This is a genomic window from Roseovarius mucosus DSM 17069, from assembly GCF_000768555.3.
In the GTDB taxonomy this organism is placed as follows: domain Bacteria; phylum Pseudomonadota; class Alphaproteobacteria; order Rhodobacterales; family Rhodobacteraceae; genus Roseovarius; species Roseovarius mucosus.
In genome coordinates this window covers 482,642-504,396 of sequence record NZ_KN293975.1, presented here as the reverse complement: position 1 = coordinate 504,396, position 21,755 = coordinate 482,642, and the positions used below count along the sequence as shown (strand labels likewise).

Below are 21,755 nucleotides of genomic sequence, written 5' to 3'. Positions count from 1 at the left end.
GGGAACCTAGGCGCGAGGCGGGGCATTTGCAAGGCGCGAAAGCATGGCGCAGCCCCGGTTTCTGGTGCATAACGCCGCCCAAGCGATTCACAGTTAGGTTTGAGGACCAGCGCCATGCACGATATCCGCGCCATCCGCGAGACCCCCGATGCCTTTGACGCAGCCCTTGCGCGGCGCGGAATGGCCCCGGTCTCGCCCCAGATCCTCGCTCTAGACGAGGCGCGGCGCACCCGCATCCACGCGGCCGAAACCGCTCAGGCCGAGCAGAACCGCGCCAGCAAAGAGGCCGGCGCCGCCAAGGGCCGCGGCGACGAGGCCGAATTCGAACGCCTGCGCGCGCTGGTCTCTGCCAAAAAGGATGAAATGGCCGCGATGCAGGCCGAGGCCAAGGCGCTCGACACCCAACTCACCGACCTTCTGATGGCCCTGCCAAATCTGCCCTTTGACGACGTGCCCGATGGCGCGGACGAGAGCGGCAATGTCGAGATGCGCCGCTGGGGCACGCCCGCGCATTTCGATTTCCAGCCCAAAGAGCATTACGAGATCACCGGCGTTCAGCCGGGGATGGATTTCGAAACCGCGGCCAAACTCTCCGGCGCGCGCTTTGTCGTGCTCTCGGGCAGCATCGCCCGCCTGCACCGCGCCTTGGCGCAATTCATGCTCGACACCCATATCGAGGAAAACGGGTTGCAAGAAACCTGGACGCCCGTTCTGGTGCGCCCCGAGATGATGCTGGGCACCGGGCAATTGCCGAAATTCGGCGAGGACAGCTATGAAACCACCAATGGCTGGTGGCTGGTGCCCACCGCCGAGGTGACGCTGACCAATATCGTGCATGGCGAGACGGTCGATGCCGCCACCCTGCCGCGCCGCTACGTGGCCCACACCCAATGCTTCCGCTCCGAGGCCGGTAGCGCCGGGCGCGACACCGCCGGCATGCTGCGCCAGCACCAGTTCGAAAAGGTCGAGATGGTCTCGATCACCCACCCCGACGAGAGCCGAGCCGAGCTTGACCGCATGACCGCCTGCGCCGAAGGCATCCTGGAACGCCTTGGCCTGCCCTATCGCACCATCGTGCTCTGCACCGGCGACATGGGCTTTGGCGCGCGCCGCACCCATGACATCGAGGTCTGGCTGCCGGGGCAAAACACCTACCGCGAAATCTCCTCGGTCTCGGTCTGCGGCGATTTTCAGGCCCGCCGCATGAACGCCCGGTTCAAACCACAAGGCGGCGGCAAGCCCGAATTCCTGCACACGCTCAACGGCTCCGGCCTCGCCGTCGGCCGCTGCCTGATCGCGGTGCTGGAAAACGGCCAACAGGCCGACGGCTCCGTCCGCCTCCCCGACGCCCTCCACCCCTACCTGCGCGGCAAGACGATGCTCAAGGCAGACGGCAGTCTGGGCTAATGCACCTCGCGCCTGATCGCGGTCACATCGCCCCGGGCCTGCCCCGGGGCCTCCCCCTCCCGCATAGGCGAGGTCCCGGATCAAGTCCGGGACGGGTGTGGTTTCGATGGGGCGCAACACGCCCTACGCAGGGCTTTCATGTCGCCTTCGACGCCACGCGGGGGCAAACGCAGAGCAGTCAGGCAGTCTTTAGGCAAGGGCCTGGCACGACGGCTCCAGAACTCTACGTCCGAGACCGAGCGCGCGAAACTCCGTAGAGCGGGATGGAGTTGCACTTCGGCGCACCGGTGCCAACGGCCACTTTCGGGATATTACGTCTCCAACGGAAAGCACCATGGGGGGGATATATTCGATCGCCAAAAGCCCCAAGGCGTGGGACGGTGAGTGCCGTCCCGCTACAGGTGCCTGTAGGCTAACTTTCAGTCTCTCATCATTAGCGCGAAGGACTGCCTTCTAAAAACCGCGGTTCTGTGTAGAGGCCACAAAATCAATTATTTGAGAAGATTTTCCCAATCAGTTCGACGACGTTATCCATAATGACAGAAAGCCCATTCTCTACTCCCTTCGCTGCCACTTTTTTGCTAGTAGTAGCGATCGTTCCCTTTAGATTTTTCATATATCCGGCATCCACGACTGGCGATTTGATCATTGCGATCGCACCTTCCAACATCGCAATAACTGTGGTCCTTGTTAAATCATCCAAAGGACTGCCCGATCGGGTTAGAGTGTTAGTGTTGGAAAATCTGTTTACAAGTTCGGCTAAGGACTCATGTAAATCAATGATAAGCGTTTGGTTCAAGCTAGTTGACATAACAGGATTTGAAAGAAATCTATTCTCGCCCGCGTCCTCAATCATTTCAATTTCGCGCTTAACAACACTACCGACTTTATCAAGTAGTTGTTGACGGGCAGTCCAGTCGTTTCCCTTTCTCAGACTTGCTGACCAATAGATCCAGTCTGTCATCTCATCTCGGTCCAGTACCATTACACCCTCGACCGATCGAATATATGCACTGATGTCACGATCCGCTGAGGAAGGTACTTCTTCTAAATCTTGCAATGATGCACGTATCTTTTCGTTTTCCTTTAGCAAGGATTTGAGGACTGGAAGAACCCTGCTAGTCATAGCGTCTAACCTTTCAGTTTACCATTTCCCGAGAGTGGTCTCTCAACTATCTATCGCATACCCGCATCGGGTCATCCATTTCGATTATTATTGCATCGTAGGTCTTTAGTCCATTGGAACGGTGCTTTCCGGCGTAGCCAGGCGACAACTTGACATCCTTCTGCGGATGACGGCGGCTTCTTACCGATCAATCGCCATCCGCAGGGTATAAATTGCTGCGGGGCGCACCAACATCTGCAATGCGAGGTTCACGGGTTTTAATGCATCCTACAGCATTCGGTATTAGGGGCTCTTCCTAAACTTCTCCCTCACACAGCACGAATGTCCGATCTCACTTTTGCCTCAACGGTATGGCTTGAAAGCCAAATACCCGCCCCCCTACTCCGCCGCCACGATCCCCACCGCGTCGGCCTTCGGAAACGGCACCAGCCGCCCCGCGTCCTCATCCCAGAGCTTCAACCGGAAACTCCGGATCGCCTCGGGCCAGCGGATCACGTCATGGGCGCGCAATTCCTCCGGCAAATCCCTCTGACAGCGCCGCAGGTTATAGGACGGGATGCCGGGGTTGTAGTGATGCAGATCGTGATAGGCGATATTGCCCGTCCCCAGATCCCACAGCCACCCCAGATCGAGCGAGCTTGACCCCACGAGCGTCGCCTTGCGGAAATCGAGCGACGGCTTGCGGTCCCAATAGGTCTCTTCGAAATTGTGCTGGAGATAGACCAGAAACACCCCGATCACCCCTGCCAGCAGCGCGCTCAGGCCCCAGACCGCCAGTCCCACGGCCCCCAGCATGACCCAGATCAGCGCCAGATAGCCCGCCAGCATCAGGTTATGGGCAATCACCCCCCACACGCCCACCACAAGCGTATTGCGCGGCCAGCGATAGGCGATGAAATAGGCATAGATGCCCCCCAGCGACAGCATCACCACCGGATTGCGATAGAGCCGATACCACAACCGCCGGGGCCACGGGGCCACCTGCCATTCGGCCAGCGTCATCGTATAGACCTCGGTCGTCTCGCGGTGATCGAGATTGCCCAGATAGGCGTGATGCTGGTTGTGATTGTATTGCATGACCCGGTAGGGCGTCAGCGAAAACACCGACAGGATATATCCCGCCCCATCGTTCAGCCCCTTTCGCGCAAAGAGCGCGTGATGCCCGCAATCGTGCTGCAAGACATAGAGCCGGACCGAGGCAAAGGCGAGGACGACCACCATCGGCCCCGCCGCCGCCCACTGCCCCGCCTCTGCCAACCACGCGCCCAAGGCCAAGGTCGCCGCGTAAACCGCAAGCGTGGCCGCGAAGGACAGCGCCCCGCGCAGATCGCTTTTGGCGGTATAGGGCTTGAGAAAGGCGCGCAGCGCGGCCTGATCGGGGGTTTCGGTCACGTCAGCCTCCTTGCCACAGAGGGATAACAGTCTTGATGTGACGCAGATGTGACCTCGGCCCGCAGGAATGCAAGAGGGACCGCGCAGGAATCTGCACGGCCCCTGGCCGGCTTAGTCGCTCGCGCGGCCTGTCAGATGCTTGCGCAGGCTCGACGGCCCCGCCTTTTTCTTGCTCTTGTAGGGGTTGCGATCCGCCTGACTGCGGAAATACAGGCGGATGGGCGTGCCCGGCATGTCGAAATCGGCGCGCAGCCCGTTCACCAGATAGCGCGAATAGCTCTCAGGCAGTTTGTCGGGATGGCTGCACATGACCACGAATCCCGGTGGCCGCGTCTTGGCCTGCGTCATGTAACGCAGCTTGACCCGGCGACCGCCCGGCGCGGGCGGCGGATGCTGCTCCAGCATGCCGATCAGCCAGCGGTTCAATTGTGCCGTGGTCACGCGCCGGTTCCACACCTCATGCGCCTTGGCCACCGCATCGCGCAGCCGGTCCAGCCCCTTGCCGGTCTTGGCCGAGACCGTCACCAGAGGCGCGCCGCGCAACTGCGGCAAGAGCCGCTCGAAGGCCTCGCGCAATTCGCGGATCTTGTCGCTCTTGTCGGGCTCCATGTCCCATTTGTTGATCGCCACCACCACCGCGCGCCCCTCGCGCTCGGCCAGATCGGCGATCCGCAGATCCTGCTGCTCAAAGGGAATCGCAGCATCGAGCAGAACCACGACCACCTCGGCGAATTTGACCGCGCGCAGCCCGTCTGACACCGACAGCTTTTCCAGCTTGTCCTGAACCTTGGCCTTCTTGCGCATCCCCGCCGTGTCGAAAATCCGCACCGGCATCCCGTCCCAGTCGATGCGCAGCGAAATCGCATCGCGCGTGATCCCGGCCTCTGGCCCGGTCAAGAGCCGCTCTTCACCAAGGATCTTGTTGATCAGCGTCGATTTCCCGGCATTGGGCCGCCCCACGACCGCCACCTGCATCGGGCGCGCCTCGGTGGGCTTGCGATAGCTGACATCCTCGTCATCCTCGATATCCTCGTCGAGCATGACATCCACCTCCGGTGCCTCTGCCTCGGCGCGCGCCTCAAACGCATCGGACAGCGGCATCAGCTGCGAATAGAGGTCATTCAAACCCTCGCCATGCTCCGCCGACATGCGAATGGGCTCGCCCAGACCCAGTCCCCAGGCCTCGATCACCCCCGCGTCCGCCGCCGAACCTTCGGCCTTGTTGGCCGCAAGGATCACATGCGCCGAGCGTTTGCGCAGAATCTCAGCAAGGCTCTCATCCATGGGCGTCACGCCCGTCCGCGCATCAATCAGGAACAGGCAAACATCGGCCATATCAACCGCGCGCTCTGTCAATTTTCGCATACGGCCCTGCAGGCTCTCGTCGGTGGCATCTTCCAGACCCGCTGTATCAATCACCGTGAACCGCAGGTCACCCAAACGCGCCGCACCTTCACGCAGGTCACGCGTCACACCGGGCTGGTTGTCGACCAAGGCCAGCCGCTTGCCCACCAGACGGTTGAACAGCGTCGATTTGCCAACATTGGGACGGCCCACGATGGCGAGAGAAAAGGTCATGACTTAGGCTCCGATACGGATCAAGTCGCCCTGATACAGGAACACTGGATCAACGGAAAGCCAGCAATTGACCCTTTTTCGACACGACATAGAGCGTGTTGCCCGCAACCACCGGGTTGGACGTGGCCCCGCCCGGCAAATCGCGCGCGCCCGTCATCTGCCCCGAGGCCGGATCAAAGAACCGCAATTGCCCGTCGCCCGAGGCCAGGATCAACTGACCACCGGCCAGAATGGGGCCGAAATGGCCCACGATCTCGGCCTGCCGCTTGGGCTTGCGATCCGCAAAGAGCGGCAATTCATGCCCCCAGATGCGCGTCCCGTCCTCCGTGGCAAGCCGCACCAATTCGTTGCGATCCGTGACCATGAAAACCGAGTCGCCCGCAGGCCAGACCGGGTTCAGCGGGCCTTCTTCTGCGGTCCACAGACGCTTGCCGCTGCCGAGGCTCAGCGCCACCGTGCGCCCCGAGTGACTGCCGGTGTAGAGTCGGTCCCCCACGACCACCGGGTCGCCAGTGATGTCATCCACCCGCGCGCTCGCCACACCCAGACGCTCGCCCGCGACCTGCGCGTCCCAGAGGCGCAGACCGCCCCGACGGAATGCGCCCTGCAATTCCCCCGCACCAAAGGCAAAGACCACGTATTTGTCGGTGATGGCCGGGGCCGGACCGCCCAGAACATTGTGAATATCGGGTGTGCCGCTCAACTGCCAGGCAATGCGCCCGGTGTCGGTCTCGATCGCCCAAGCCACATCGTCGCCTGCCACCACATAGACCAACCCGTCAAGCACCGCTGGCGTGCCGCTGCCGGGCGCGCCCAGCTCCTGTTCCCAGATCACGCCGCCGCTGGCCGGGTCAATTGCTGTGAGCTTGCCAAAGGCCGAGGACACAAAGAGCTTGCCGTCGCCATAGGCCAGACCACCGCCGCTGGCATTGTTCGAGTTGTCATTGGCCGGGGTCAGATCCCGCGTCCAGAGCAGTTGCCCCGTGGTCGAGACCGCCGCCACCTTGGCCTCGGCATCCAGCGTAAAGATGCGCCCCTCAGCCACCACGGGGTCTGCGGTGATCCGCACCCGCCGCCCGTCGCCCTGCCCGATATTGACCGACCACGCCAGTTGCGGCGCGCGCGACAGCGCGGGATGCGTGCTGCGCGTCGCTGGCGATCCGATCCGCTGCCGCCACTCTGCGTTGACCGTCGCCGCAGGCAGCGAGACCGGCAGCACCCGGTTTTCCGGGGTCACGTTGGCCTGCGCTCGCGCCGCCTCGCTCTGGAGAACTTCGCGAATCCCCTGGCGTTCGCCGCTCAAAATCTGTGTCTTCTTTGTACAGGCCGTCAGCGCGAGGACTGCAACCAGCCCCAGAATCAATCCGTTCGGTTTCACTGCTCTTGCCCTCACTCTTCGCCTTTTACCGCCCTGTTGACCCGCTTGGGCCTTTGGCCTGGCGCGGCCTTCGTCATTCGCCCACCGACACGGCCCCTGTCACAGGCTCCGGAAGGTCGGGCAATTCTTCGCCCAAGGCCACAATCACTTGTGTCACCCGCCTGCGCAAGCCCATCGTGGCCTCGGCATCGCTGGCAATTGCCACAAGGCGCTCGAGAGCCGCCTCGCGGTTGCCTGTTTCAAGGTCGATCAGCGCCAGTTGCTCCTCGGCCAAGAGCCGCAGCACACCGCCACTCAGCGCCAAGCCGTTCAACCGACCACGCCGCGCCTCGGCATCCAGCCCCGAACCGGGCAGCATCACGGCCTTGAGCGTGGCAAGGTTGCGATAGACAGCCTCCACATCCGACCGATCCGCCAGCGCCAGCAAACGCTGCGCCGCCGCCTCAGGGTTATCCGCCGCTTCCTCTGCGGCCGCCAAGAGGGCAATCACAGACGCCGCCTGCGCGCCCGGTGCCGTGATCGCATCCAGTACCGCCGCCCGTGCCGCCCGATCCTCGGTCGCGAGGGCAGCCAGCACCGCATCGCCCAATGCCTGTGCGGCGGCGCGATCCTGCGCCTTGCGCCATTCGTTCCACGCGGCTCCGCCCACCAGCAACAGGATCGCCAGAACCGCGATCCAGCCATAGCGGCGCATCAACGCAAATAGCCTGTCGCGGCGCACCTCTTCGGTGACTTCGTCGATGAAACTGTCGGTGTTGCTCACGCCGCGCCCCCCTTGAATTTTGCCCCTCTTACCCCGAAGCCCTGTCCCTGCCAAGGGGCGGCGCGCCCGCGACGCAAGGGCGTGCTTGCAGCAGGCATCGGAAAAGATTAATCTGAACCGGTTGGTTTAGCATAAGTCGGTAATGGTGCGCCTGGGCCGTGTCCCGCAAGGTAGGCCCAAGCCCGGCCCAACGCCACGCCTCATGGCCCGAAGGTAGATAAATGCGGTTGCTTCCTGTTCTCATCGCCCTGGTGGTGTCTGCCTTGGTCTATGTGGTCGTTTTCGAGCATGACCGCTTTCTTCCCGCCCCCGACCCGCAAACCGCCGAACCGCTGCCCGAGACCGCCCCAGAGGCCGAAGCGATCATGCGCGTCGTGGCCCTGCATTCCCAAGCGCGCGAAGTCGACAGCGCCGTCGTCGTGCGCGGCCGCTCCGAGGCCGACCGCATCGTCGAATTGCGGGCCGAGACCTCGGGCCTCGTCATCAACGAGCCGCTGCGCAAAGGGCATATGGTATCCCAAGGCGACATTCTCTGCCGCCTTGATCCCGCCGCGCGCGAGGCCGCCTTGGCCGAGGCCCAAGCCCGCCTGTCCGAGGCCCAGACCCGCATCCCCGAGGCCGAGGCCCGCGCCAACGAGGCGCGCGCCCAACTCGAAGAGGCGCAAATCAATGCCAACGCCGCCGAAAACCTGATCGAGAGCGGCTTCGCCTCGCAAACCCGCGTCGCCGCCACCCGTGCCGCGGTCAGTTCCGCGCAGGCGGCGGTGCAATCGGCCACCTCCGGCCTTGAGGCCGCGCGCGCCGGGATCGAATCCGCCCATGCCGCCGTCGCCGCCGCCGAAACGGAAATCAATCGCCTCTCGATCATCGCGCCGTTCAATGGCGTGCTGGACACCGACACCGCCGAAATCGGCAGTCTGCTTCAACCCGGCGCGCTCTGCGCCACCGTGCTGCAACTCGACCCGATCACCATGGTCGGGTTCGTGTCCGAAATGCAGGTGGCGCGCGTGCAGATGAACGCCCCCGCGACAATCCGCATGGCCTCGGGGCGCATGGTCGAGGGGCGCGTGACCTTCGTGGCGCGCTCTGCCGATGACGTCACCCGCACCTTCCGCGTCGAAGTCACGGTGCCCAATACAGACCTCTCGCTGCGCGACGGGGAAACCGCCGAAATCCTGATTGGTGCCGCGGGCAAGCGCGCGCATCTCCTGCCCCAATCGGCCCTCACCCTCGATGACGAGGGCACCTTGGGACTGCGCATCGTCGGCCCCGAGAGCCGGGCGCAATTCGTCCCGGTCGAGCTTTTGCGCGACACGCCCTCGGGCGTCTGGATCACCGGCCTGCCCGACAACGCCGATGTGATCGTGATCGGACAGGATTACGTGACCGATGGCGTGCCGGTTGATCCCGTGTTTCAGGAGCTTGGCCAATGACCGGCCTCGTCGACTGGGCCGCCGCCCGCGCCCGGATGGTTCTGGCCTTTATCGTTCTTTCGGTCCTTGCCGGCACCATGGCCTATGTCAGCCTGCCCAAAGAGGGCGAGCCCGACATCGAGATCCCAGCCCTTTTCATCTCGGTCCCCTTCCCCGGCATCTCGGCCGAAGACAGCGAGAAACTGCTCGTCAAGGTGATGGAAACCGAACTGAGCGATCTGGACGGGCTCAAGAAGATGACCGGCACCGCCGCCGAGAATTACGGCGGCGTGGCGCTCGAATTCGAATTCGGCTGGGACAAGACCAAGACCCTCGCCGATGTGCGCGACGCGATGGACACCGCCGAGGCGGATTTCCCCGAAGGCGCCGAGAAATACACCCTGAACGAGGTGAATTTCAGCGAATTTCCGATCATCATCGTCAACCTCTCCGGCCCGGTGCCCGAACGCACCATGTCGCGGCTGGCCAAAGACCTCCAGGACACGCTCGAAGGGCTGGAGCCGGTGCTCGAGGCGGGCATCGCGGGCAATCGCGAGGAGATGCTCGAAGTCATCATCGACCCGCTGCGCCTTGAGGCCTATAACGTCACCGCGCTCGATCTCATCAATGTGGTGCAGAACAACAACCAACTGATCGCCGCGGGCGAGGTCGACACGGCCCAGGGCACTTTCGCGGTCAAGATTCCCTCTTCCTTTGAAGATACCAGCGATTTCTACAACCTGCCGGTCAAGACCAATGGCGACCGCATCGTGCGCCTTGGAGATCTGGCGACGATCAACCTCACCTTCGAGGACCGGCTTGGCACAGCGCGCTTCAACGGCGAGACGACCGTCGCGCTGCAGGTGGTCAAGCGCAAAGGCTTCAACATCATCGAGACCGCCGACCTTGTGCGCGCCGCCGTCGCCGAGGCGGAAAAGACCTGGCCCGAGGATTTGCAGGTCGCCGTCAGCGTCGGCACCTCGAACGATCAATCCAGCACCGTGGCCTCCATGGTCAGCCAGCTCGAAGGCTCGGTTCTCACCGCCATCGCATTGGTGATGGTCGTCACGCTGGCGGCCCTGGGCATCCGGCCCGCGCTCTTGGTGGGCTTTTCCATTCCCACCTCTTTCCTCCTCTGTTTCGCCCTTCTGGCTGTCATGGGCGTTGCCATCTCGAATATCGTGATGTTCGGCCTCATTCTGGCGGTGGGGATGCTGGTGGATGGGGCCATTGTCGTGGTGGAATACGCCGACAAGCGCATCGCAGAGGGCGAAGGCCCGATGCACGCCTATGTCGGGGCCGCCAAGCGGATGTTCTGGCCGGTCGTCAGCTCCACAGCCACCACGCTCTGCGCCTTTCTTCCGATGCTCTTCTGGCCCGGCATTCCGGGGCAGTTCATGGGCATGTTGCCGGTCACGCTGATTTTCGTGCTCTCCGCCTCTCTTCTCGTGGCGCTTGTCTACCTGCCAGTGCTGGGCGGCGTGACCGGGCGGCTGGAACGCTGGTTCAACACCCGCACCGACCAGATCGCAAGCGGCTTCTGGCTCTGGCATGTGCTGCTCTTTCCGGTGGCCATCGGCGCGGCCCTTCTGGCCGGTCAGATCGCTCCAACCCTGCTCAACGCCGTGAGCACGCAATTTTCCGGCATGGACGGTACGCGCATTCTAGGCTCGGTCGTGCCGGTGCTGGCAACGGTCTTTGGCCTCATGCTGGGGGTTTGCGTGCTGCTTGGGGTGGGTGTCTCGGGGGTTGCCGCCACACTCCTGGGCCTCTTGGCCATTCCGCGCCGCTTTGGCAAACTCATGAGTGCCGCGCGGCAGCGCTGGCTGCCCCCGCGCCGCGAACGTGTCCAGGGCGGCTACAAACGCTCGGCATTCGGCTGGGTGATCCACGCCATCGCGGGCAATCCGGTCATGCCGCTGGTGGCCTTTGGCGCGATTTTCGTGCTCGTGGGCTCTGTGCTCATGTTCTACATCAACAACAACAACGGCACCGAATTCTTCGTCGATAGCGAACCAGAGCGCGGCATCGTCTATGTGCGCGGGCGCGGCAACCTCTCGATTGACCAAAAGGACCAGTTGGTCAAACAGGTCGAGGACATCATTCGCGCCCATCCCGGTATCCAGACCGCTTTCGCCTTTGCCGGGGATGGCGGGCTCAATACGAATACCGGCGGCGCACAGCCCCCGCGCGATACGATCGGCCAGATTCAGTTTGAAACCATCGCCTGGGAGGATCGCCCGCAATCCATCGAGACCTGGTTCACCATTCCGCTTCTCGATCTGCCCGTGACCCGCCATGTAGTCGCGACGGAATTCGACGGCGATACCGTGATCTCCGAACTCAGCGCAGAGCTGGAAAACGTGCCCGGCATCAAGTTCGAGGTGCTCGCCCAATCCCGTGGCCCCGCCTCGGCCAAACCGGTTCATCTGCGCCTCAAAAGCGACAATTGGGACGATCTCATCGCCTTTACCGAGGTGGCCCGCCAGAAATTCGACGAAACCGAAGGTCTCCATCAGATCGAGGATACCTTGCCCCTCCCCGGCATCGACTGGCAGATCGACGTCGATGTCGAAAAGGCCGGGCGCTTTGGCGCCGATGTCGCCACCGTCGGTGCCATGGTGCAACTCGTGACGCGCGGCATCCTGCTCGACACCATGCGCGTCGACAGCAGCGACGAGGAAATCGAGATCCGGGTCCGCCTGCCCGATCAGGACCGCGTGCTCTCGACCCTCGACAGCCTCAAGGTGCGCACCGACGACGGGCTTGTGCCCCTATCGAATTTCGTCACCCGCAAACCGGTCAAGCAATTGGCCCAGATCGACCGCGTCGATCAGACCCGGTTCTTCGACATCAAGGCGGCGGTCAAGGACGGGGTATTCGTTACAGAATCCGCCTCAGACCTTACAGACCGTAAGGTTCCGATCACAGCGAACGAACGGATAACCCATCTCACCGAATGGCTCGAATCAGGCGTTCTGCCGCCCGGTATCAGCTACGAATGGACCGGCGACGCCGAGGATCAGGCAGAGTCCGGTGAATTTCTGCAAAAGGCATTTGCCGGGGCGCTTGGCCTGATGTTCATCATTCTGCTGGCGCAATTCAACAGCGTTTACAACGCGGTGCTGGTTCTCCTGGCGGTCGTGCTCTCGACCACGGGCGTGCTGATCGGCATGCTCGTGATGGATCAGCCCTTTTCGATCATCATGACCGGCACCGGCATCGTGGCCCTGGCGGGCATTGTGGTGAACAACAACATTGTTTTGATTGACACTTTTCAGGAATACGCCCGCTACATGCCCCAGATCGACGCCATCACCCGCACGGCGCAGGATCGTATCCGCCCCGTGCTCTTGACCACGATCACCACGATGGCGGGGCTTGCGCCGATGATGTTCGGGCTCAGCCTCGACTTCGTGAATGGCGGCTATGCCTTTGATAGTCCAACAGCTTTGTGGTGGAAACAGCTGGCCACCGCCGTGGTGTTCGGCCTTGGCATCGCCACCGTTCTCACGCTGGTCTTCACCCCTGCGATGCTGGCCCTGCGGGTATGGCTTGGCACCTACGCCCTCTGGGGGGCACAACTCTTGGCCAAGCTCTCGATGGGCCGCTCCAGCCGCGCCGCACGGGATTGGGCCCTCACCCGAGCCGCAAGCCGCCTTGCGCACTCGGAAATCATCTGGCCGGACGAACACGATGAGTCGCTTTCTAAAGCTATACAAACCACCGCGGCAGACGTGGAAGCGCCCGACTCAGCAGAAGGAATAAAAGGCCAACCCCTGCGCGCAGCAGAGTGATTCTCAACGGCTTATCAGGGCGCTAGCGCGCCGATCGGGTAAACTGCTCATCGTTTTGGCGTATCTTCTGTTGAACTTGGAAACAAAGCGCCCTTTCAATGCGGTTCGTTTCCAAATACCGGATTTTTGAGAGGGCAGCTTGAAATGTGTCGAAAATCTGGCATATCTTGGGAAAGAATTTGAACGTTAGATACAGCGGAGAGCATCCATGTTTGATTGGTTCTGGAATGGCTGGTACGGTGACACGACATCGGGCGGTGGCTCGGGCTCGACGTCCTCCGTACCGGAAATGGACGCCGCCAGTGGGACATTGGCCATTGCGGTTGTTCTCGCGGCCCTTGTCCTTGCTTGGGAAATCAAACGCCGTCGCGCGCGGAGCTGACCTCTACCGTCAGATCAGCGCCCAATCCCCCCTCCAAAGGGCGGCGGCTGCGATAACAGCATTGGCAACAGCATGGGCGGCCATGGCATCAGCCAGCCGCCCATTGCGCATGTAAACCAGAGAAAACACCACGCCCGCTAGGCCGGCCTCGATCCAGCGACCGTGGACAAGGGCGAAAAGTCCGGCTGAGATGGCAATCGCGATTATCCGGCTGACAAGGGTTCCCCGATCCAGCCGCGCTTGCACATAGCCCCGAAAAAACAGCTCTTCAATCACCGGCACAAGGGCTACCGTGCCAAGGATACGCATCCCTGCCCAAAGGGCAAAGGCCCCCGCCCCAAGCGACAAGAGTGCCTCAGAGGGGGGGTCTGCTGCGGGCGCGGTCACAATCCATGCCACCCCAACCACTCCCCCCGCGACCACCGACAGCGCCGACGGCCACGCCAGATGCTGCCGCACGGTGCCCCGCACCCACCAGAGCGCAGCCAGCATCATGCCCACCTGTACCGGATAGGCCAAGGCGGGCTCGCGCCAGAATGCCTGTGCGATCAGACCTGACAGAGCGAATACGATAAACGGCAGGATTCGCCCGGCCACATCATCCTCGGCCATTGGCGCCACGCTGCGCACCCGTGGCACTGCCGCCGCTTGCAACGCATAGCCACTGCGCCCCACTACCACCAACACACTGATGGACAGCGCCGTGAACATCAACCACCCGGCAAAGCTGTGAAAGCCATTGACCGCAAGCTCGGGCGAGACATACACCCCAATAAGGATCAATACCGTGATCCGCACCGCGTTGAACAGCCAGCTCACCAAGAGCGCGATAGGCCAGATCACAAGGCCAAAGCGGCGCAGGCGCAATTCGTCTCGGAAAAGCACGCCGTAAAGAGCGAGAAACGCGGTGATCAGCACCAACCCCTCAATCCCAGAACAGCTATCGGCCACCATGACCCGGAACTCCGGCGTGCCGATCACATAGGTCGCGGGATCCACAACCACATCCTCGACAAAAAGGCGCAACAAGAGAAATACCGCGATAAAGGTCACATCTGTGATCGCCTGCACACTCCACAATGGCCCTGCCAGAACCACCGCGCCCGGTAGGGCCGCCGCGAAGGCAGCAATGGCGACGAGCGACAAGGTGCGTCCTCGCAACCACGCAATCCAGGCTGACGGCCGCATGAGCCACAGCACCCCTCCCAAGGCCGCCATCAGCGCCCCCAAGGCCGCCAGCGGAAACACCCGCGCAAACTCTGCGCTCAAGGCCTCGGGCGCGACCAGAACCAGCGGCGCAAGCATCGCCAGAACGCCCGCCCCATGCAGCAACGCCCAAGGTACTCCCCCCGGCGCGGCGCTTGCCGTACTTGCGAACTCGGACCGCGCCACGGGGCGCGCCCAGAGATATACCCCGACCAAAGACCCCGCGCAAAGCAGCCACAGCGCCACGAACCGCAGCCCTCGGCACGCGGTTTCGATTCCGGTTGCGCGGCACTCAAGGTCACTCAAAACCTGGTAGAGCAGCACAAGCAGCACCATCTCGGCGACAAAGAGCGCGCCAAGAGAATAGGCCCGTCCAAGCGGGGAGAGACTGTCGGTGTCCTTGCTCATCCGTCCCGGCCTAGTGCATCCGCGCCGCCATAATATGGCAAGCCTGCGGCGATTTGCGGGAAACCGTCAAAGGCCAAGTTTGTCGCGCATGAAGGCCAGAGCAACCGATAGGCCGTCGGGCGCGATCCCATGGCCAGTGCCCTTCATGATATGGGCATAGACATCCTGCCAACCGGCCTCCTGCAAGGCCTCTGCCGCCTGCGGCAGCGACTGCACCGGCACCACCTCATCGGCGTCACCATGCACCAAAAGGACCGGCGGGCGGCTTTGCACTTCATCGCTCAGCAATTCCGGCGACAAGAGCCGCCCCGAAAAGGCCACGACCCCGCCAAGCGCATCCTCGCGCCGGGGGGCCACATGCAGCGCCATCATCGTGCCTTGGGAAAAGCCGAAGAGCACCACCTGTTCGGGCAAGAGATCTTCATCCACCATAAGCGCATCGAGAAAGGCGTTCAGATCCGCCGAGGCCGTCATCAGCCCGCGATGCGCCTCTTCCTCGCTCGATCCGTCAATCCACGGGATAGGAAACCATTGCAGGCCAAAGGGCATGCCGGGAATACTTTCGGGCGCATCGGGTGCTACAAAGAGCGTATCGGGCAAATGCTCCGCCAGCGGATCGGCCAGCCCCAGCAAATCTGCGCCATTGGCGCCGTATCCGTGCAGAAAGACCACGGCCGAGCGTGTCTCGCCCGACTGCGGTGCCTTGCGGCCTGCTTTCAAAACCCGTGTCATCTGATCCCTTCCCTGTCCTTGGCCACCCGGTAATAGGCCCACAAGAGCCGTGCCGCAACGGCGCGCCAGGGTGCCCAATCCTCGGCCATCTGCCGCAGCGCCCGTTCCTTGGGGCGTTCCGGCAGGTCGTAGAGCAGGCGCACCGCCTCTTGCAAGGCAAGATCGCCGGGCGCAAAGACATCCGCGCGCCCCAGACTGAACATCGCATAGATTTCCGCCGTCCAGACGCCGATACCGGGCACCTGCGTGAGCGTTGCAATGACCTCCGGCGTCGGTGCGTAGCGCAGGGCGGCATAGTCAATCCCCGCCTCCGCAAGCGCGCGGGCATAGCGCGCCTTTTGTCGGCTAAGGCCCACAGCGCGCAGGTCATCATCCGTGACTGCAGCAATGCGCTGAGGCTCGGTAAACCCGGCCTGTTCCATCCGCGACCAAATCGCATTGGCTGACGCAACACTGACCTGTTGGCTGACAATCGCGCTCAACAGCTCAGCGAACCCATCCGGGTTTCGCCGCAAGGGTAGCGGCCCGGTCAGACCATACGCATGGCGCAGGCGTGGACAGAGAGCGGCCAGATGCGCCGCACCTTCCTCCACATCCTCGGCATTTTCGATGATCCGTCCGGTCATAATGCGCGCACCCACTCCATTGCCGCCGCCACCGTCGCCACGCAGGGGGCCTCAGGCTGCGGCGGGCGGGCGATCATCGCAACGGGCAGCTTCAACGCCCGCGCCGCCGTCAATTTGCTCTCCGACGCCGCCCCGCCCGCGTTCTTGACTACCAGCCAATCAATGCCAAGCCGCGTGAAAAGGGAAATTTCATCATCCACGGAGAACGGCGGACGGCCAACGATATAGGTGCCATTTGCCATGGGAAAGGGTGCCTCGGGCGGATCGACCACACGGCAAATCAGGCGACGCCCGTCGAGATTGGCAAAGCGGCTCACGCCCTGCCGCCCGGTCGCAAGAAAGACCGTAGCCCCCTGCGGAATATGCGCCGCCGCCTCTTCTTCGGCGGCAATGTCCGTCCAGCGATCCTCTGCCACCGGCACCCATTCCGGGCGCAAAAGCTGGCAATAGGGCAGATCATGGGCCGCGCAGAGCCGCGCCGTCCGCGCAGAGATCTGCGCCGCAAAAGGATGGGTGGCATCGAGCACCGCCGTGATCCCCGCCTCGGCCACATAGGCAAGAAACCCTGCCTCACCGCCGAACCCTCCGATCCGAGTGGGCAGCCCCATGGCGCGCGGTGCCCGCGTCGCCCCGGCGAGCGAGGCCACCGCCGCGCGCCCCTCATCCGCCAGATGTCGCGCCAGCTGTTGCGCCTCCCCCGTACCCGCCAGCAGCAAGAGCGTCATACCACCCCCGCCCGCGCCAGCACCGTGCCTGCCCGGTCGATCACCACGGTATCCACCGCAACCCCGTCGGGCAGCATCGCCAACACCTTGGCGCGGCTTTCGCGCGCCACCCAATCCGCCAAGGTCTCCCCCGCCAAATCATAGGCTTGCAAGGCCGTATTCATGTATTTCAGCTCGGGCAGGCCAAGCGCCTCGGCAAGGCCCGCAAAATCCACCTGGCTGCGACCCGAATGAAGGTCACGCGCGCCCTGCGCCAGCTTGATCATCTTGCCGATACCACCCCCCACCGTCAGGCGCGGCACCGGATTCCGGGCCAGATACTTGAGCATCCCACCCGCGAAATCCCCCATATCGAGCATCGCGTGATCGGGCAAATCGTATAGCCCCTGAACGACCTTTTCGCTCGTGGCACCGGTGCAGCCTGCCACATGGGTCAACCCTGTCTCGCGCGCCACGTCGATGCCACGATGGATCGACGCGATCCAGGCCGCACAGGAAAACGGGCGCACAATCCCGGTGGTGCCCAGGATTGACAACCCGCCCTTGATACCCAGCCTCGGGTTCCACGTCTTTTGCGCGAGAGCTGCCCCACCCGGCACCGAAACGGTGATCTCTATATCCGGGCTTTCCGACAGGCGCTCGGCCATATCCTCGACCGTTTCGCGCATCATCTGGCGCGGCACCGGGTTGATCGCAGGCTCTCCCGGCGGAATCGGCAGGCCGGGCATGGTGACGCGTCCCACCCCCTCGCCCGCGCGAAACACCACGCCACCTTCTGAGCGCGCCACATGGGCGATGATCATCGCCCCATGGGTCACATCCGGGTCGTCGCCTGCGTCTTTGATCACCCCCGCCTCGGCCCAGTCCTCGCCACTGGCGTGATGCGCGATGTCAAACTCTGGTGTTTCGCCACGCGGCAGGGTGATTTGCACGCGCCGCACCTTGCCTTCGCCCCATAACAAACTCAGCGCCGCCCGCGTCGCGGCGGTGGCGCAAGCGCCCGTGGTCCAGCCACGGCGCAGAGGGGTGTCGGGTTTTCGGGTCATGTCCAAGCGCGACTATAGGCGCGCCGCGGTCCGAGGCCAAATGCCAAATCTACGGGCATGTGTCTGTGCGCCCCGCGACCTGCGCGGGGCGCATTCCATATCATTCCGCCGCGATATTCGCCGCTTCGACCTTGACCGCCGAAAACTTGAACTCGGGGATCTTGCCATAGGGATCGACCGCCGGGTTGGTCAGGATATTCGCCGCCGCCTCGACATAGGCAAAGGGCAGGAACACCATATCGGGGGCCACGGCGCGATCTGCCCGCGCCATGATCCGGATCGAGCCGCGCTTGGTGCTCAGGCGCACCATGCCGCCCGGCTCAACCCCCAGCTTGCGCAGAGTTGCGGGATGCATCGAGCAATTCGCCTCAGGCTCGACCGCATCAAGCACGCTGGCGCGCCGGGTCATCGACCCTGTGTGCCAATGCTCAAGCTGCCGCCCCGTGGTCAGGATCATCGGATAGTCCGCGTCAGGCACATCGTCTGGCGGGATGATCGCCGCCGGGGTGAATTTCGCCCGTCCTTCTGGACGCGGGAACCCGTTGCCAAACACCACCGCCTCGCCGGGCTGATCTGGGCCTTTACAAGGATAGGTCACAGCCCCTTCCCGCTCCAGCCGCTCCCATGTGATATTGTCGAGCGAGCGCATGTTGACCTTCATCTCGGCAAAGACATCCGCCGGGCTGTTGTAGGACCAATCGAGACCGATCCGCTTGGCCAGCTCTACGGTGATCGCCCAATCCTCACGCGCTTCTCCCGGCGGGGGCACGGCGGGGCGGCCCATCTGCACCTGACGATTGGTGTTTGTGACGGTGCCCGCTTTCTCATAAAAGGCCGAGGCAGGCAGGATCACATCGGCATAGTTCGCCGTTTCGGTGATGAAAATATCCTGCACCACCAGATGCTCCAGCTTGGCCAGAGCATCGCGGGCGTGCTCCACATCCGGGTCTGACATCGCCGGGTTCTCACCCAGGATATACATGCCCTTGATCTTGTCCTCGTGAACCGCATCCATGATCTCGGTCACGGTCAGGCCCTTCTGGTTCGAGAAGTCCCCCGATTGCCAGACTTCGGTAAAGGCACGGCGCACGCCGTCATCGGTCACTGTCTGATAGTCGGGCAGGAACATCGGCACGAGGCCCGCGTCAGACGCCCCCTGCACGTTGTTCTGGCCACGCAGCGGATGCAACCCGGTGCCCGGACGGCCCACATGGCCGCACATCAGCGCCAGCGAAATCAGGCAGCGCGAATTGTCTGTGCCGTGGATGTGCTGGCTGACGCCCATCCCCCAAAAGATCATCCCCGCCTTGGCCGTGGCAAAATCCCGCGCCACAGCGCGCAGGGTCTCCGCGGGCACGCCACAGATCGCTTCCATCTTCTCGGGCGGGAACTGCGCCAGATGCTTTTTCTCCGCCTCCCAATTCTCGGTGAAGGCTGCGATATACTGCTGGTCATACAGCCCCTCTTCCACGATCACGTGCATGATCGCGTTGAGCATCGAGACATCCGCACCGGGGCGGAATTGCAGCATATGGGTGGCAAAGCGCTTCATGCCCTGACCGCGAGGGTCCATGACGATGAGCTTGCCACCGCGCTTGGTGAACTGCTTGAAATAGGTCGCAGCAACGGGATGGTTTTCTAGCGGGTTGGCGCCGATGATGATCGCAACATCTGCGTTTTCAATCTGGTTGAAGGTCGCCGTGACGGCACCAGAGCCGACATTCTCGATCAGCGCCGCCACGGAGGAGGCGTGGCAGAGCCGCGTGCAGTGGTCGACGTTGTTGTGACCAAATCCCTGGCGGATGAATTTCTGAAAGAGATAAGCTTCTTCATTGGTGCATTTGGCGCTACCGAAGCCCGCCACGCTGGTCCCGCCATGGGTATCCTTGAGCCCCTTCAGCGCGCCCGCCGCCAGATCGAGCGCCTCGTCCCACTCGGCCTCGCGGAATACTTCCTGCCAATTGCCGGGATCGACATTCAGACCCTTGGCGGGCGCATCGTCGCGGCGAATGAGCGGTTTGGTCAGGCGGTGCGGGTGGTGGATATAGTCAAAACCGAACCGCCCCTTGACGCAGAGCCGCCCTTCGTTGGCAGGCCCATTGATGCCCTCGACATACTTGACCTTGCCATTCTTGACCTTGAGCGAGACCTGGCAGCCCACGCCGCAGAAGGGGCAGATGCTCTTGACCTCTTCGTCGAAATCCGCGCTGTCGCCCTGCTGCTGATCGTCAAGCACGGTGGCCGGCATCAAGGCCCCGGTCGGGCAGGCCTGCACACATTCGCCGCAGGCCACGCAGGTTGAGGCCCCCATCGGATCAGCCAGATCGAACACCGGATAGGCGTCGTGTCCTCGCCCTCCCATGCCAATCACGTCATTGACTTGCACCTCGCGGCAGGCGCGCACGCAAAGACCACACTGGATACAAGCATCCAGATTGACGCGCATGGCGATATGGGTGTCATCAAGAAGCGGGATCCGCTCTTTCTCGAGCTTGGGAAAGCGGCTGTGCGTCACGCCGTTGGCCTCGGCCATGTCCCAGAGGTGGCTCGAACGGTCATGCGATTGCGCCTGCTCGGGCTGATCGGCCAAGAGCATCTCGACCACCATCTTGCGCGCCGATTCCGCGCGCGCGGAATTCGTGGTCACCACCATACCCGCCTTGGCCTCGCGAATGCAGGAGGCGACCAGCGTGCGCTCGCCCTCAACCTCGACCATGCAGGCGCGGCAATTGCCATCGGGGCGATAGCCGGGTGCGGGCTTGTGGCAGAGATGCGGTATTTTCAGGCCGCGACCATTCGCAACTTCCCAAATCGTCTGACCGGCGTCTGCCTCGACCTCTTGGCCGTCCAATACGAATGTGATCTTGTCGGTCATCAGCGTGCCTCCCTGCTTTGGGCCTTTTTTAAGCATGCAGCTGCATCCCATAGGCCGTCAATCCCGACACCTCACCCTGCGTTTGCGCCACGAAAGGCAAAGAGCCATCGCTGAGGCCCCAATTCACATGCTGTCAAAGACGTGGCTGACGAACGAGAGGATTATTTCGCGCGCCACCTTTAACCCCGTCGCAACCGGCGCTAACGTCGCGCGGAATTCAGGGGAGGGAAACCTTGGCAGAGCTTATTCTGGTGCGGCACGGGCAGGCCAACAGCCATGCCACCGATGAGGCAGGCTATGACCGGCTGTCGCCTCTTGGCGTGCAGCAGGCCGAATGGCTGGGTGCGCATCTTGCCCGGACGAATCCCCATTTCGATCACGTAATCACAGGCACTCTAAACCGTCAGATCGGCACGGCCCGCGCCATGGGCTATGACATCACCGAGCGGGATCCGCGCCTTGACGAGTTGAGCTATTTCGCCCTCGCCCGCGCCATCGAAGTGCAACACGGCATTCCCGCTCCTGCCGATGCGACCGAGTTCGCCCGCTACCTGCCGCAGGTGATCGAACACTGGGCAAGGGGCGATCTTGACGATGTGCCCGAGACTTTCGAGCATTTCACAACCCGGATCACCAGCCTGATCGACGACATCTGTCACCATAACGGGCGCATCCTGATCGTCACCTCCGGCGGCGTGATCGGCATGGTCATGCGGCACGCCCTCGGCCTCGATATTCCGGGCATGTCCAAGGTCATGCTTCAAGTGATGAATTCTTCGCTGCACCGCCTCGAGCATGTGCACGACATGCTGATGCTGGGCACGTTCAACGCCACGCCCCATCTCGACACACCCGACCGGGCACATGCCCGCACCTTCATCTGACAGTCAAGAGGACCCGCC

Annotated in this window: 16 protein-coding genes; 5 read left to right on the top strand and 11 right to left on the bottom strand. The window is 62.8% G+C overall.

From position 1 onward, the window contains the following. Window positions 1-114: 114 nt before the first annotated feature. Window positions 115-1,407, top strand: a complete 1,293-nt coding sequence (serS, locus tag ROSMUC_RS02525; RefSeq protein ID WP_037269179.1) for a serine--tRNA ligase — start codon at window positions 115-117, stop codon at window positions 1,405-1,407. Between the two features lie 487 nt (window positions 1,408-1,894). Here the strand turns inward: serS and ROSMUC_RS02520 are convergent, their stop codons facing one another. The 5 genes from ROSMUC_RS02520 to ROSMUC_RS02500 all read right to left on the bottom strand — a co-directional run bounded on the left by ROSMUC_RS02520 (window position 1,895) and on the right by ROSMUC_RS02500 (window position 7,644). Continuing rightward, window positions 1,895-2,533 carry a hypothetical protein gene (locus ROSMUC_RS02520; protein WP_102105834.1) on the bottom strand — a complete coding sequence of 213 codons (639 nt, stop codon included), beginning with the start codon at window positions 2,531-2,533 and terminating at the stop codon, window positions 1,895-1,897. A 378-nt stretch (window positions 2,534-2,911) separates the two neighbouring features. Beyond that, window positions 2,912-3,925, bottom strand: a complete 1,014-nt coding sequence (locus ROSMUC_RS02515; protein ID WP_102105833.1) for a fatty acid desaturase — start codon at window positions 3,923-3,925, stop codon at window positions 2,912-2,914. A gap of 111 nt (window positions 3,926-4,036) precedes the next feature. Beyond that, window positions 4,037-5,503, bottom strand: a complete 1,467-nt coding sequence (der, locus tag ROSMUC_RS02510; RefSeq protein WP_037269174.1) for a ribosome biogenesis GTPase Der — start codon at window positions 5,501-5,503, stop codon at window positions 4,037-4,039. Between the two features lie 49 nt (window positions 5,504-5,552). Then, the gene (locus ROSMUC_RS02505; protein WP_245875095.1) at window positions 5,553-6,806 is read right to left on the bottom strand and encodes a PQQ-like beta-propeller repeat protein; all 1,254 of its coding nucleotides are present in this window, start codon (window positions 6,804-6,806) and stop codon (window positions 5,553-5,555) included. 148 nt (window positions 6,807-6,954) lie between these two features. Beyond that, on the bottom strand, window positions 6,955-7,644 hold the full coding sequence (locus ROSMUC_RS02500; RefSeq protein ID WP_037269171.1) for a hypothetical protein: 690 nt from the start codon (window positions 7,642-7,644) through the stop codon (window positions 6,955-6,957). Window positions 7,645-7,865: 221 nt separating this feature from the next. Here ROSMUC_RS02500 and ROSMUC_RS02495 point away from each other — a divergent pair, with 221 nt between their 5' ends. The 3 genes from ROSMUC_RS02495 (at window position 7,866) to ROSMUC_RS02485 (ending at window position 13,235) form a co-directional block, all read left to right on the top strand. Beyond that, entirely contained in the window at window positions 7,866-9,077 is a 1,212-nt protein-coding gene (locus tag ROSMUC_RS02495) for an efflux RND transporter periplasmic adaptor subunit (RefSeq protein ID WP_037269168.1), read from the top strand. Continuing rightward, entirely contained in the window at window positions 9,074-12,853 is a 3,780-nt protein-coding gene (locus ROSMUC_RS02490; RefSeq protein WP_037269165.1) for an efflux RND transporter permease subunit, read from the top strand. Before ROSMUC_RS02495 ends, ROSMUC_RS02490 begins: the two co-directional genes overlap by 4 nt. Window positions 12,854-13,061: 208 nt before the next feature. Continuing rightward, the gene (locus tag ROSMUC_RS02485) at window positions 13,062-13,235 is read left to right on the top strand and encodes a VPEID-CTERM sorting domain-containing protein (protein ID WP_075571699.1); all 174 of its coding nucleotides are present in this window, start codon (window positions 13,062-13,064) and stop codon (window positions 13,233-13,235) included. Window positions 13,236-13,244: 9 nt separating this feature from the next. Here the strand turns inward: ROSMUC_RS02485 and xrtE are convergent, their stop codons facing one another. From xrtE to fdhF, 6 genes are all read right to left on the bottom strand, one after another. Beyond that, window positions 13,245-14,849, bottom strand: a complete 1,605-nt coding sequence (gene xrtE / locus ROSMUC_RS02480; protein WP_037269162.1) for an exosortase E/protease, VPEID-CTERM system — start codon at window positions 14,847-14,849, stop codon at window positions 13,245-13,247. Between the two features lie 66 nt (window positions 14,850-14,915). Beyond that, complete coding sequence (locus tag ROSMUC_RS02475; RefSeq protein ID WP_037269159.1) at window positions 14,916-15,581, bottom strand: alpha/beta hydrolase; 666 nt, start codon at window positions 15,579-15,581, stop codon at window positions 14,916-14,918. Next, window positions 15,578-16,207, bottom strand: a complete 630-nt coding sequence (locus tag ROSMUC_RS02470) for a DNA-3-methyladenine glycosylase family protein (protein WP_037269157.1) — start codon at window positions 16,205-16,207, stop codon at window positions 15,578-15,580. The genes ROSMUC_RS02475 and ROSMUC_RS02470 overlap by 4 nt, the downstream gene beginning before the upstream one ends. Then, the gene (locus tag ROSMUC_RS02465; protein WP_037269156.1) at window positions 16,204-16,932 is read right to left on the bottom strand and encodes a cobalt-precorrin-6A reductase; all 729 of its coding nucleotides are present in this window, start codon (window positions 16,930-16,932) and stop codon (window positions 16,204-16,206) included. Before ROSMUC_RS02465 ends, ROSMUC_RS02470 begins: the two co-directional genes overlap by 4 nt. Then, window positions 16,929-17,978 carry a cobalt-precorrin-5B (C(1))-methyltransferase gene (locus ROSMUC_RS02460; RefSeq protein ID WP_037269154.1) on the bottom strand — a complete coding sequence of 350 codons (1,050 nt, stop codon included), beginning with the start codon at window positions 17,976-17,978 and terminating at the stop codon, window positions 16,929-16,931. Before ROSMUC_RS02460 ends, ROSMUC_RS02465 begins: the two co-directional genes overlap by 4 nt. Before the next feature lie 100 nt (window positions 17,979-18,078). Further along, window positions 18,079-20,853 carry a formate dehydrogenase subunit alpha gene (gene fdhF, locus ROSMUC_RS02455; protein ID WP_037269856.1) on the bottom strand — a complete coding sequence of 925 codons (2,775 nt, stop codon included), beginning with the start codon at window positions 20,851-20,853 and terminating at the stop codon, window positions 18,079-18,081. Between the two features lie 233 nt (window positions 20,854-21,086). Between fdhF and ROSMUC_RS02450 the strand changes: the two genes are divergently transcribed. Then, window positions 21,087-21,737, top strand: coding sequence for a histidine phosphatase family protein (locus ROSMUC_RS02450; protein WP_037269152.1), 651 nt, complete (start codon window positions 21,087-21,089; stop codon window positions 21,735-21,737). Window positions 21,738-21,755: the final 18 nt, after the last annotated feature.